We start from the raw sequence: 13,678 nt of genomic DNA, 5'->3' as shown, positions 1-13,678 counted from the left end.
TTGAAATATTTATTATAATTCTAATGCTTTTTTAGCATCGCCATCCATTAATAATTCTAATGGATTTTCTAAGGCTTCTTTAACTGCTACCAAGAATCCAACTGACTCACGACCATCAATAATTCGGTGGTCATATGAAAGCGCTACATACATCATTGGGTGAATTTCAACTTTACCATTTACTGCAATTGGACGCTCAATAATATTGTGCATTCCTAAAATTCCAGATTGTGGAGGATTGATAATTGGTGTAGATAACATACTTCCAAAAACACCACCATTAGTAATAGTGAAGGTTCCACCTGTCATATCATCCACTGTAATTTGACCGTCACGAGATTTGATAGCCAATCTTTTAATTTCAGCTTCAACACCTCTAAAAGTTAATAATTCTGCATTACGAACAACCGGAACCATTAACCCTTTAGGTCCAGAAACTGCAATAGAAATATCGCAGAAATCATAAGATGTTTTATAATCGCCATCAATCATTGAGTTTACATCTGGGAATAAAGCTAAAGCTCTAGTAACCGCTTTTGTAAAAAACGACATGTACCCTAAACCTAATCCGCCGTGTTTTGCTTTGAAAGCATCTTTATACTCGTTACGAATCATGTTGATTGGCGTCATGTTTACTTCATTGAATGTAGTTAACATGGCGGTTTCATTTTTAGCAGCAACCAATCTTTCGGCTACTTTACGACGCAACATTGATAGTTTTGTTTTTTCAGATCCACGGCTTCCACCTGTTGGAGTTCCCATAGAAGCGGTTGCATTTACTGCATCTTCTTTGGTTATTCTTCCACCTTTTCCTGTTCCAACAATATCGGATGGTTGTATATTTTTTTCGTCTAATATTTTTCTAGCTGCCGGAGATGGCGCTTGCGTTGCATATGTTTTTTCAGCAACAGGAGCTGCTTTTGGAGCTTCAACTTTTGGAGCCTCAACAGCTGCTGGTTTTGCTTCAGCTGCTGGCGCAGCACCAGATGGTTTAGCAGAGCTTGTATCAATCAAACAAACTACAGCACCAACAGCAACTGCATCACCTTCTTCTGCTTTTAGCGTGATAATTCCGCTAGCTTCTGCAGGTAATTCAAGTGTTGCTTTATCAGAATCTACCTCAGCAATTGCTTGGTCTTTTTCTACATAATCGCCATCTTTTACTAACCAAGTAGCTATTTCAACTTCTTTAATTGATTCTCCCGGTGATGGGACTTTCATTTCTAAAATCATTGTATATTATTTTAAATGATGAATTATAAATTATTCTTGTTGTGTCTTCTATATTCTAGCCCCGATTGCAGTAAAAATCCTTTTTTATGAAAAGATTGAAACGGAAAGCGGGAAATGCTCCTGAAAAAATTATCTAAATAAATTTTTATCAAAAACCATTCTAATTGCATCGGCGTGGCGTCTTCTATCACGCGTGCTACTTCCGGCTGCTGGTGCTGCATAAGCTTTAAGTGATGCTAATCTCCATTTTACTAAATCGAAATTCATCAACATATAGCTATAAGCTCCCATATTCTTAGGCTCTTCTTGTGCCCAAACAAAATCATCGGCATTTGGATAACTAGCAATAATTGCTTTCAATTGCGCTACTGGCAAAGGGAATAATTGCTCAATTCGAACCAAAGCTACATCATTTCTTTCTAAATTTCCTCTTTCGGCAAGAATATCGTAGTAGAATTTTCCGGTACAGAAAACTACTGTTTTTACTTTTTTCTTATCTACTGTAATATCGTCAATAGTTTCTTGAAATTGTCCGTTGTACAACTCCTCTTGTGTAGAAATACAAAGCGGGTGACGCAACAAACTTTTTGGAGAAAATACAACCAATGGTTTACGGAAATTAGTTTTCATTTGTCTACGCAACAAGTGGTAGAAATTGGCTGGTGTGGTACAATCGGCTACATACATGTTGTGGCGTGCACAAAGTTGTAAATAACGCTCCATTCTTGCAGAGGAATGCTCTGCTCCTTGCCCTTCATATCCGTGAGGAAGTAATAAAACAATTCCGTTTTGGTTGTTCCATTTGTCTTCACCACAAGAGATATATTGGTCTAACATGATTTGACATCCATTAGAGAAATCTCCAAATTGTGCTTCCCAAATAGTTAATGTTTTTGGTGCTGCTAAGGCATATCCGTAATCAAATCCTAAAACTCCATATTCAGATAATAGGGAATTGTAAATTTGGAATCTTCCTTTACTATTTTTTAAGTTATTTAAAAGAATTACTTCTTCTTCACTGTCTTCTACTTTTACAACGGCATGACGGTGGGAGAAAGTTCCTCTCTCAACATCTTGACCCGATACACGAATATCATATCCTTCATACAATAATGATCCGTAAGCCAATGTTTCAGCAGTACCCCAGTCGATAGCATTGTTATCATACATGGTTTTTCTGTCGGTAACAATTTTAGAAATTTTATTGATGAATTTCTTATCGGAAGGCAAACTAGAAACAACTTCCAAGATTTCGTCTAATTGCTTTTTAGTAAATTTGGTATCTACTTTTTGAAGCATTACATCGTCTGAAACTTGTTCAAATCCGTTCCATTCATCTTGCATAAATGGCTTGATGATGGTTAAACTTTTCTTACGCGATTCTTGTAAATTCTCATCTAAACGTTCTTTGTATTCGTTTTCTATTTTGGTTAAATAGGCTTGATCTACAATTCCGTCAACGATTAATTTTTCTGCATAAATATCTCTAGGATTTTTATGACGAGCAATGATTTTGTATAAAACAGGTTGGGTGAAACGAGGTTCATCCCCTTCGTTATGTCCGTATTTTCTATATCCTAATAAATCAATAAATACATCACGACCAAATTCCATACGGAAATCCAATGCAAACAACATGGCATGAACCACTGCTTCAGCATCATCTGCATTCACATGTAGTACCGGCGATAAAGTTACTTTTGCAATATCCGTACAATAAGTAGACGAACGAGCATCTTGGTAATTGGTAGTAAAACCAACTTGGTTATTGATTACAATATGAATGGTTCCACCGGTTTTGTATCCGTCTAATTGTGCCATTTGAACAATTTCGTATACAATTCCTTGACCTGCAACTGCAGCATCTCCGTGTACTGCAATTGGCAATACTTTAGAGAAATCATTTGGGAAATGGCGGTCTTGTTTTGCTCTTGTAATACCTTCAATTACGGCTCCAACAGTTTCTAGGTGCGAAGGGTTTGGAGCTAAATTCAGGTTAATTTTTTTTCCAGAATCGGTAGTTCTTTCTGATGTTAAACCTAAATGGTACTTTACGTCACCGTCAAAATATTCTTTATCGTAATCTTTTCCGTCAAATTCTGAGAAGATATCTTGGGTATTTTTCCCGAAGATATTTGCTAACACATTTAATCTACCTCGGTGCGCCATTCCCATTACAAAATGCTCTACTCCTTTTTCGGCAGCAGCCTCAATTAAAGAATCTAAAGCTGGGATGATGCTTTCTCCACCTTCTAATGAGAAACGCTTTTGACCTACATATTTAGTATGTAAAAAGTTCTCAAAAGACACGGCTTCGTTTAATTTATCAAGTATGTGTTTTTTCTGATTTGCATCAAAATTTGGAAGATTATCATTAATGTTTAATCTGTTTTGAACCCATTGAATTACTTCTGGTTTTCTCATGTACATGTACTCAATACCAATATGTTGGCAATACACATTTTTAAGATGAGTTAAAATATCTTTAAGAGTAGAAGGCTGTTTTCCTAATAATTTTGCAGCATCAAAAACCGTATCTAAATCAGCATCAGAAAGTCCGAAATTAACTAAATCTAAAGTTGGCTCATAAGTTCTTCTATCTCTAACCGGATTGGTTTGCGTAAATAAATGACCTCTTGTACGGTAGCCTTCAATTAGTTTTAAAACATTAAATTCTTTTTGAAGTTTTTCTGAAACTACTCCGTTTTCAGCATAATTGGCAAATTGAGCTCCTGCATTTTCTTCATTGTAAGTTTCCATTCCAAAATCGAAACCTTGAAAAAATGCTCTCCAACTTGGCTCTACGCTATCTGGATTGTCTACATATTGCTCGTATAATTGTGCGAAAAACTCGGTATGCGCTGCGTTTAAGAAAGAAAACCTATCCATATTTTTTATATAAGTAATCGTATAATTGAAAAAATTTATGCAAAAGTAAAATATTTATAACAATCTTTCTATGTTTTTGATACATTTATATCGCTAAATAAATTTACACTAAAAATGGTAAGGAATTCGTTTAAAATTTTATCAAGAATGTTTATTTTATTGCTATTAATTGGCGCTTTTTCAAAATTATATGGACAAACCGACCAAGAGGTAAAACCAAAAAGTGATTTTTGGAAACAGGTGCAATTTGGTGGAGGATTTGGATTAAGTATTGGAACAGGTTTTACCGATATTACATTGGCTCCAAATGCAATTTATAATTTAAACCAATATATTTCTTTGGGAGCAGGTTTACAAGGAAGTATTGTTTCGCAAAAGGATGTTTTTAGTTCTATCATATATGGAGTTAATGCAATAACACTTTTTAATCCTGTAGAAGAAGTGCAATTATCTATAGAGTTAGAACAAGTACGAGTTAATAATACCTTTCGAAATCCAACAACAGGGACAAAAAAAGATGATTTTTGGAACACTGGACTCTTTATTGGTGGCGGCTATAGAATGGAAAATGTAACTATGGGCATTCGCTATAATCTTTTGTATAATGAAGAAAAAATGGTTTATACCGATGCAATGATGCCTTTTATTAGGGTTTATTTTTAATGTAAGAATTGAATTATTAAATTGTTCTTAATAAAAAGAAAAAATTAGATTATTACTTGAAAATAATTTTTGTATTATTGCCAAGAATTTTATAATACTATAATTTAATATAAAAAAAATGAAGAAAATTATTTTAATTTCTTGTGCATTATTACTTGCTCTTACAAGTAGCGCTCAAGATATGTTAACCATGCATAATGGTTCTACTATTGAAGGTAAAGTATTAAGTATTGATGGTTCTGCAATTACATTTGTGTATAAAGGTGAAGATTTATCTCAAAAAATCTCTAAAATAGCCATCAATAGTGTAAAATTTGCTTCTGGAAGAAAACAAGTTATTACTGAAAGAATCAATATTGAAGGAAAGGATGGTTTTAAAAATGTAATTTTAACTAAAAACCCAGAAGATGTTGAAGGTTTAACTAGAATTGGTGAAGTAAAAGGTAAAACTGCTTTTATCAGCTACAGAACTGGTGCTAATGCCGATAAAAAATCAGAAGAAAGATTAAAAGAAGATTGCTTTAATCTTGGTGGTGTTGTGGTATTAGTTACAGAAGATAAAGATTATGATGTTGGTAATCGTTTAAATAAAGGATTAGGAAGTTCTCAAGCTAGAATGGTTGGAGTTGCTTATAAATACTAATCTAATTTTAAAATAAAAAAAAGGTTGTCAAAATTTGACAACCTTTTTTTTTAATACTTATTTCGAAACCACACTTTCATCCATTCTCGTTTTAAAACTAAAAAAGTTACTTGCTGAGATAACTCCATAATATCCGATCCATCTAGTTTCTTTACTTCATTTTCGGGCACATCTACAATATATAGAAGGCTCAAATATTCGGTGAATTTATATTGTATTAAGCGATAAATTTTTTCGTGGAGCTCGGTTTTTAATTGTTCTGGAGAAATACTAAAAGGCAAGTCAATTGGCTCATTAGCAAAATTAAAATCTTTATTTAGTTGCTCAATTAACTTTGAATAAAGTGCTTCCTTTTCGGCTTCAGAAAGCAAGTTATCTGTTGAAATTGGAGCTATAAAACTAGACATTTCGATTCATTAGATTTTCGCCAAATGTGCGTAAAACAGTTTTCTTTTCTTCAGAAATGGCCATCTTATCTAAAGTCTCAAAAGCTTTCATCGTATATGCTTGAATTGCTTGTTGAGTAGCATTGGAAGATCCTGTTGCATTAAACAATTCTTTAACTGTTGCAATTTTACTTTCATTATCTGAAAGGTGAATTGAAAACAATTGTGTTAATTGATTTTTTTGATTGGCATCAGAAAATTCAATTGCTTTTAAATATAAATAAGTCTTTTTGTTTTCAATAATATCTCCACCCACTTGCTTACCAAATGTTTTTGGATCGCCAAAAGCATCTAAATAATCATCTTGCAACTGGAACGCAATTCCAAGATTTAATCCGAAGTCGTAAATCAAATTGGCATTTTCAGAGGATGTTTCTGCAACTATTGCACCCATTTTCATAGCAGCTGCAACTAAAACTGCTGTTTTATATTCGATCATTTTAAGATATTCTGGAATAGTGACATCATCTCTAGTCTCAAAATCAACATCGTATTGTTGCCCTTCACAAACTTCTAAAGCAGTTTTACTAAATAAAGTGGCTAGATCCCTAAATATATTTGGTTCGTATTCTTCAAAATGTTGGTATGCCAAAATTAACATCGCATCTCCCGATAGAATCCCGGTGTTGATATTCCATTTTTCATGAACCGTTTTATTCCCTCTTCGCAATGGGGCATCATCCATAATATCGTCATGAACTAAAGAAAAATTATGAAAAACCTCAACTGCCGTAGCTGCTGCTAATGCTTTATTGCAATCAACATCAAAAACTTCGGTCGCCATTAATGTCAAAACAGGACGCATTCTTTTTCCACCAAGAGCTAAAATATATTCAATTGGTTCATATAAATTTTTAGGTTCTTTAGTCAAATGTAAATTTGAAAAATAACTTGAAATTAATTCTTGATAATGGGAAATAGAATGCATTAATTCTTCTTTTATGATTAAGTTTTCAGCTTGTACAAAGTAAGTTAAAAAACTTTAAACAATAAAAGAGAAAACAACTCTTATGTTAAATTTATGTAAATACATAGGAAACTAATATAGTATTAAAAGTTTCCGTCTTATATTTGCAAACCAAAAATCAAATAATTGAAAGATAAAATCATCAAAAAGGCAACTGATATGTTCTTGAAACTGGGTTTCAAGAGTGTAACTATGGATGATATTGCTTGTGAAATGAGTATTTCTAAAAAAACAATTTACAAATACTTCAGCAATAAAGAAGCACTTATTGAAGAGGGTACTGAAATTATTCACCAAAATATACACAGTACAATTGATAAAATCATTTCAAAAAACTACAATGCAATTGAAGAAAATTTTGAGATTGTAAAAATGATGCGAGATACTTTTCAAACCTACGAAGCCTCGCCAGTTTATCAATTAAAAAAACATTATCCTGAAATATATGAGAAACTAATTGCAAATGAATTAGAGGATTGTACCGATTTATTTACCCAAAACATCAATAAAGGAATTGCTCAAGGATTGTACAGAAAAAATATAGATGTTGAATCTTTTGTAAGATTTTATTACACATTAATTTTTTCAATAAAAGAAACCACACAATTAGAAAGTGAATCCTTAAAACTTGAAATGCAAGCGCTAGAATATCACACTAGAGCACTAGCAACTCCTAATGGAATTATAGAACTAGAAAAACAATTATCAAATATTAATAACACATAAATTCATGAAAAACAATCTCGTTGTAGTTTCTCTTTTACTTATTGCTAGTGTATTAAAGGCTCAAGACAAAAAAGAGTCTTATACATTTACACTAAAAGAAGCTATAGAACATGCCATTCAAAACAATTATTCGGCAAAAAATGCCAATAGAGATATTGAGGCCGCAAAACAAAAAAAGTGGGAAACTACAACCATGGGGCTTCCACAAATTAATGGAAATATTGGCTATCAAAACAACATTCAAATACAAAGATCATTAATTCCAGCAGAGATTTTTGGTGGTCAACCAGGGGAATTTGCTGAAGTAGCTTTTGGAACTAATCACAATTTAAGTTCTAGTTTAACTTTGAGTCAATTACTTTTTGATGGTTCTTATTTGGTTGGATTGCAATCGGCAAAAACCTATTTGAAAATTTCTGAAAATGCTAAATTAAAAACAGATCAAGAGATTAAAGAAATTGTTATCAATACATATGGAAATGTGCTTTTGGCCGATGAAAGTATTTTGATTTTGCAAAAAAACAAAACAATTTTAGAAAAGACTTATTCGGATACCAAAGAGATCTACAAAAACGGTTTAATTGAAGAGGAAAATGTAGAACAGTTGCAAATTACTTTGGCATCAATTAATAGTTCATTAGAAAATGTGAAGCGTCAAAAAACAATTGCAAATAACATGTTGAAGCTTGTTTTAGGAATCGATTTACAAAATGAATTATCTTTAAAAGATAAACTGGATATTTTATCACAAAACAATGTTGATTTAGAACTGCTTAAAGCAGACTTCGACGTAACCAATACTATTGATTACAAGATAGGACAAAACCTATTAACAAGTAAAGAATTGTTATTAAAATTAGAAAAAAGTAAAGCACTTCCCTCGCTTGGAGCAGCAGTAAACTTTGGATATAATTCTTTTGGAAATGAATTTACTTTTTTAAATCAAGGACAAAGATATTTCAACTTTTCAAATGTGGGCGTGAGTTTAAATGTTCCTATTTTTAGTAGTTTAGGGAGAAGTTCAAGAACCCAACAAGCTAAAATAGCTTTAGAACAATCAAAAACACAGTTAACACAAACCGAACAACAACTTAAATTACAATTTGAAAAAGCAAAAAGCGATTACGAATTTAGTTTAGAGCAATTGACAACTTCAAAAAGCAATTTGAATTTAGCAGAGCGAATTGAAAATAAAAATCAAATTAAGTTTAAAGAAGGTTTGGCAAGCAGTTTCGAGTTAACCAAAGCACAAGAACAACTTTATGCTGCACAGCAAACTTATTTGCAAACCATGCTTGATGTAATCAACAAAAGAGCCACATTGGAAAAATTACTAAACAAAAACTAATAAATATTCAAAATAAAATGAGAAAATTACTATCAATATCAGCGCTTTCTATCCTTCTATTTTCTTGCGGTGGAAAAGAAACGAATCAGTCAATTGAAAATTTAATTGAATCGAAAAACATAAAAGAACTTCAAGCTAAAAAAAGTGCTTTGCAAGCAGATATTGCAAAAATTGAAGAGGCGCTTGCAACATTAGATGTAAAAAAAGAAGAAGCATTAGTTTCAGTATTACAAGTAAAAGACACCGTTTTTAATCACTATTTAGAAATTCAAGGTGATGTAGATACCAAAGAAAATATTTTAATTCAGCCTGAATTTAGTGGAACATTGACTTCTTTAAATGTTAAAGCGGGACAAAGAGTTTCGAAAGGGCAAATTTTAGGTCGCATTGATGATGCCGGAATGAGTCAACAATTAGCTAGTTTAGAAAATCAATATGCATTAGCTAAAACATCTTTTGAAAGACAAAAAAATCTATGGGCTAAAAAAATTGGTTCAGAAATTCAATTTCTTCAAGCTCAAACTCAAATGATTTCTGCTCAAAAAGGAGTTGCTCAAATGAGAGCTCAATTGTCTAAAACTGTAATTCGTGCTCCATTTAGTGGTACAATCGATGAAGTTTTTGCCGAAAGAGGGCAAGTTGTAGCGCCAAGTCAACAAGGATTAATGAGAATTGTAAATTTAGGAAATATGTATGTATCAACTACTGTTCCTGAATCTTACATTGGGAAATTAAAAGTTGGAACCGAAGTAGATGTTTTTTTGAAATCATTAGGTAAAACCTATAAAGGTAAAGTGCGTCAAGTGGGTAATTTCATCAATCCAAACAACAGAAGTTTCGGAATTGAAGTTGGAGTTCCAAATCCAGAAAACTTGTTACGCCCTAATCAAGTTGCGAATTTAAAAATCATGGATTATAGCAACAAAAAAGCTATAGTTGTTCCAACAAATGTGGTACAAGAAGATGGTGAAAAAAATAAATTTGTTTTTATTGTTGCTAATTCAAATGGTAAGACTGGAACTGCTAAAAAAGTACTTGTCGAAATAGGAAAATCATCAGATAATGTAACTGAAATAGTAAGCGGATTATCTGCAAGTGACATCATCGTAACAGAAGGTGTAAATAGTATTTCTGAAGGAATGAAACTTAACTTCTAAATTAAATTGTTTAAAGTTTAAAAATTTTAGCTCCAGCTGAAACTTTAAACTTTAAACCTGAAACTAAAATTATGAGTCATAAAAATAAAGAATTTAGTATTTCAAATTGGGCAGTAGATAATCGAGTTACTGTTTATATTTTGACCTTGTTAATTGTAATCACAGGAACAGTTGCTTATATCACAATGCCTCGTGAGGATTTTCCTGAAATCATTGAAAACAAGGTATATATTTCTACTGTTTTTCCTGGGAATTCAGCCGAGGATGTTGAAAAATTAGTAATTAAACCACTTGAAAAGGAGTTTAAAAACATTTCGGGTGTTGAAAAAATTACTTCAAGTTCATTTCAAGATTATGGAATGATCATCGTAGAGTTTGCCGACAAAGTAACTATTGAGGATGCAAAAGTTAAAATTAAAGACAAAGTAGATTTCTCAAAAGCAGATACCGATTGGCCAAATTTAGACAACGGAAGTAAAGTGGAGCCGAATGTTTTCGAATTAAATATTTCGGAAGAAGTGCCTATTTTAAACATCAACTTAAAAGGAAATTACACTACACAACAACTTAAAAAGTATGGTGAATTGCTTCAAGACGATATTGAAGAAATCCCAGAAGTTAAAAAAATAGAGATACTTGGAGTGGATGATAAAGAGGTTGAAATTGCAGTTGATATTTTCAAAATGACCGCTGCTCAAGTTTCTTTTGACGAAATTCAAAACGCTGTGAAATATGAAAACATGACCCTTTCGGGTGGAAATTTGATTTCACAAGGTTCAAGAAACAACATTAGAATTGTAGGGGAAATTAAAGACCCGAAAGAATTAGAAAATATAATTGTCAAGTCTTATGGAGGTACTGTATACCTTAAAGATATTGCAACTATTAGCTTTAAAGAAAAAGAAAAAACTACTTATGCTCGTGAATCGGGGAAAGAAGTTGTTATGTTAAACGTGAAAAAGCGTTCCAATCAAAACATGATTTCTGCGATTGAGCAAGTAAAAGAAAAACTAGAAAAAGCAAAAACATCGTATTTGCCCTCTAACCTTGAATTACAATTAACAAACGATCAATCATCAAGAGTTGAACACCAAGTAGACGAACTATCCAACCACATCATTTTTGGAATTGTGTTGGTAATGATTGTGTTAATGTTTACCATGGGATTAAGAAACTCTTTATTTGTTGGAGCGGCAATTCCTTTATCTATGTTGATGGCGTTTAGTATTCTATCTGCATTTGGATTAACCTTAAATACTATGGTACTTTTTGGATTAGTAATGGGATTAGGAATGCTTGTTGACGACGGAATTGTGGTGGTTGACAATGTATTTGCCAACATGCAAAAAGGAATGGATCGCGTTTCAGCTTCCAAAATTGGAATTGGTGAAATCGCTTGGCCTGTAATTTCTTCAACAGCAACCACATTAATGGCCTTTCTACCGTTCTTGCTATGGCCTGGAACAATGGGTAAATTCATGAAATATTTCCCAATTACATTAACTGTTACTTTAACCGCATCTTTATTCGTGGCAATGGTTGTGAATGCTGCTATGACGGGAGGTTCTATGGATACTACAGATAGAAATGTAACTAAAAAATCGGCAAAATTATACACCATAATATTTACAATTATTGCTGTTATTTTTGTCCTTATCGGAAATATATTCGATTCAAAATTAGCGCGAGGAATTGGCCATTTAGCCATTATTTCACTAGGGTTAATGTGGTTATACAAATTAAAATTATACCAATGGACTCAAGATTTTCAGTACAGTTTCTTTCCGAAAATGGAAGATAAATACAAGAATTTCTTAGCTAAAATATTAACTGGAAAAAAAGCTTGGTTTGCTTTAGTTGGAATTATTGGATTGTTATTTTTCTCTTTTATGCTACTTGGAATTTTCCCAAGAAAAGTATTGTTTTTCCCAGATAACATTCCAAATCAAGTAATTACTTACATTGAATATCCACAAGGGACTGATATTGCAAAAACGAACAAGGCTACCTTATTTGTAGAAAAACAAGTAATTAGTATTTTGAGTAAATATGTTGATGAGGATACTAAGAGTAACTTCTTAGCTGAATCTATTGTTTCTCAAGTTGGTGTTGGTGCCGGTAATCCAAATGTTGATGCAGGATCAGCTTCTGAAACACCTTACAAAGGAAAAGTAACCGTGAATTTTTCTGAATTCAAATTCCGTAAAGGAATAAATACTGCAGACATATTAGAAGAAATTCGAGGTAAAGTAAAAGGAATCGCAGGCGCTACGGTTATAGTTGAAAAAAATGCAGATGGACCTCCTGCAGGTTACCCTATTAGTATTCAATTAACTGGTACTGATTATGACGAAATGTTGAGAGAAGCCGATAAAATGATTGCTTTTATCAATGCCAAAAACATCCCAGGAATTGAAAAATTAAGTGTGGATGTAAATAAAGAAAGTCCGGAGCTAGAAGTAAAAGTTGATCGAGTAAATGCAGGAAGCCTTGGTGTGTCAACAGGCCAATTAGGATTTAATTTGCGTCGTTCGGTTTATGGTCAAGAAATTTCTACATACAAAGAAGGAGATGACGATTATAACATTACCATGCGTATGCAAGACGACCAACGCAAGAACGAAAATATTCTTTTCAATCAATCGCTAACTTTTAGAAACCAGAATAATGGACAAATGATGCAAGTGCCAATTTCTGCCGTTTCACAAACAGAAAAAACAACTACTTATAACCAAATCAAAAGAAAAAACCAAAAACGTGTAATGACGGTTTATTCAAATGTATTGACAGGTTATAACGGAGATGAAATTACAAAACAAATTAAAACCGAATTAAAAGGTTTTGAGTTACCAAAAACAGTATGCTACTCGTTTTCGGGAGTTCAAGAAGAGCAAGGAAAAAATCAAAGTTTCCTAATGTATGCTTTATTCTTAGCATTGGCAGGAATCACAATTATTATCGTTTTACAATTTAATTCCGTTTCAAAAACGATGGTTATTTTGTTTACCGTAATCTTAAGTTTTAGTGGTGTATTCTACGGATATGTTATTGCTGGAATGGATTTCGTAATTCTTATGACCATGATGGGAATCATCTCATTAGCTGGAATTGTAGTGAAAAACGGAATTGTATTGATGGATTTCTTTGTTTTATTATTAGATAAAAAAGTAGCCGATAAACATCTAGCAAGCCACGATGATTTATCACTTGAAGAAATAAAAGAAGTCATTATCGAATCTGGAAAATCGCGTTTAAGACCAGTATTATTAACTGCTTTAACTGCGGTATTAGGATTAATTCCGTTGGCAATTGGATTAAACTTTGACTTCTTCGGATTAATTACCGATTTAAATCCACACCTATTCATTGGTGGTGATAATGTAATATTCTGGGGACCTTTAGCCTGGACCATTATCTTCGGATTAACCTATGCAACTGTCCTAACATTAATCATGGTTCCTGTAATGTTCTACTTGGTAAAACGAGTAAAATATTGGCTTCGTGATCAAAGACAATCAAGAATAAGCACAGAAGAATAATTTAATTTCTTCGGTCATTTCGACAAGCTCAATGTGACAAATATATAGAGAGTAAAAAAAGGGCGTT

The 13,678-nt window shown here is 32.7% G+C and carries 10 protein-coding genes; 6 read left to right on the top strand and 4 right to left on the bottom strand.

The features are described from left to right. Positions 1 to 12 precede the first annotated feature (12 nt). On the bottom strand, positions 13 to 1,233 hold the full coding sequence (gene odhB / locus ABWO08_RS00570) for a 2-oxoglutarate dehydrogenase complex dihydrolipoyllysine-residue succinyltransferase (RefSeq protein WP_353082946.1): 1,221 nt from the start codon (positions 1,231 to 1,233) through the stop codon (positions 13 to 15). A 129-nt stretch (positions 1,234 to 1,362) separates the two neighbouring features. Beyond that, positions 1,363 to 4,122 carry a 2-oxoglutarate dehydrogenase E1 component gene (locus ABWO08_RS00565; protein WP_353082944.1) on the bottom strand — a complete coding sequence of 920 codons (2,760 nt, stop codon included), beginning with the start codon at positions 4,120 to 4,122 and terminating at the stop codon, positions 1,363 to 1,365. A gap of 147 nt (positions 4,123 to 4,269) precedes the next feature. Here ABWO08_RS00565 and ABWO08_RS00560 point away from each other — a divergent pair, with 147 nt between their 5' ends. Then, a complete protein-coding gene (locus tag ABWO08_RS00560) occupies positions 4,270 to 4,785 on the top strand; it encodes a hypothetical protein (protein ID WP_353082943.1) in 516 nt (171 codons plus the stop codon). Between the two features lie 118 nt (positions 4,786 to 4,903). Then, positions 4,904 to 5,428: a hypothetical protein gene (locus tag ABWO08_RS00555; protein ID WP_353082941.1), complete on the top strand. Its 525-nt coding sequence runs from the start codon at positions 4,904 to 4,906 to the stop codon at positions 5,426 to 5,428. A gap of 50 nt (positions 5,429 to 5,478) precedes the next feature. Here the strand turns inward: ABWO08_RS00555 and ABWO08_RS00550 are convergent, their stop codons facing one another. Continuing rightward, a complete protein-coding gene (locus ABWO08_RS00550; protein WP_353082939.1) occupies positions 5,479 to 5,835 on the bottom strand; it encodes a hypothetical protein in 357 nt (118 codons plus the stop codon). Then, positions 5,828 to 6,802 carry a polyprenyl synthetase family protein gene (locus ABWO08_RS00545; RefSeq protein ID WP_353082937.1) on the bottom strand — a complete coding sequence of 325 codons (975 nt, stop codon included), beginning with the start codon at positions 6,800 to 6,802 and terminating at the stop codon, positions 5,828 to 5,830. The genes ABWO08_RS00550 and ABWO08_RS00545 overlap by 8 nt, the downstream gene beginning before the upstream one ends. A 165-nt stretch (positions 6,803 to 6,967) precedes the next feature. On the opposite strand from ABWO08_RS00545, the gene ABWO08_RS00540 reads away from it, so the two are divergent. The 4 genes from ABWO08_RS00540 to ABWO08_RS00525 all read left to right on the top strand — a co-directional run bounded on the left by ABWO08_RS00540 (position 6,968) and on the right by ABWO08_RS00525 (position 13,611). Continuing rightward, complete coding sequence (locus ABWO08_RS00540; RefSeq protein WP_353082935.1) at positions 6,968 to 7,567, top strand: TetR/AcrR family transcriptional regulator; 600 nt, start codon at positions 6,968 to 6,970, stop codon at positions 7,565 to 7,567. A 4-nt stretch (positions 7,568 to 7,571) separates the two neighbouring features. Beyond that, positions 7,572 to 8,915 (top strand): TolC family protein, encoded by a 1,344-nt coding sequence (locus ABWO08_RS00535; protein WP_353082933.1) that lies wholly within the window; start codon positions 7,572 to 7,574, stop codon positions 8,913 to 8,915. 17 nt (positions 8,916 to 8,932) lie between these two features. Continuing rightward, positions 8,933 to 10,072 carry an efflux RND transporter periplasmic adaptor subunit gene (locus ABWO08_RS00530; protein WP_353082931.1) on the top strand — a complete coding sequence of 380 codons (1,140 nt, stop codon included), beginning with the start codon at positions 8,933 to 8,935 and terminating at the stop codon, positions 10,070 to 10,072. Between the two features lie 71 nt (positions 10,073 to 10,143). Then, complete coding sequence (locus ABWO08_RS00525; protein WP_353082929.1) at positions 10,144 to 13,611, top strand: efflux RND transporter permease subunit; 3,468 nt, start codon at positions 10,144 to 10,146, stop codon at positions 13,609 to 13,611. The last annotated feature ends 67 nt before the right edge of the window (positions 13,612 to 13,678 follow it).

Origin of the sequence: Flavobacterium sp., assembly GCF_040383245.1 — a bacterium.
Lineage (GTDB): Bacteria > Bacteroidota > Bacteroidia > Flavobacteriales > Flavobacteriaceae > Flavobacterium.
The sequence above is the reverse complement of the archived record's forward strand: the minus strand, read 5'-3'. Positions and strand labels throughout refer to the sequence as shown.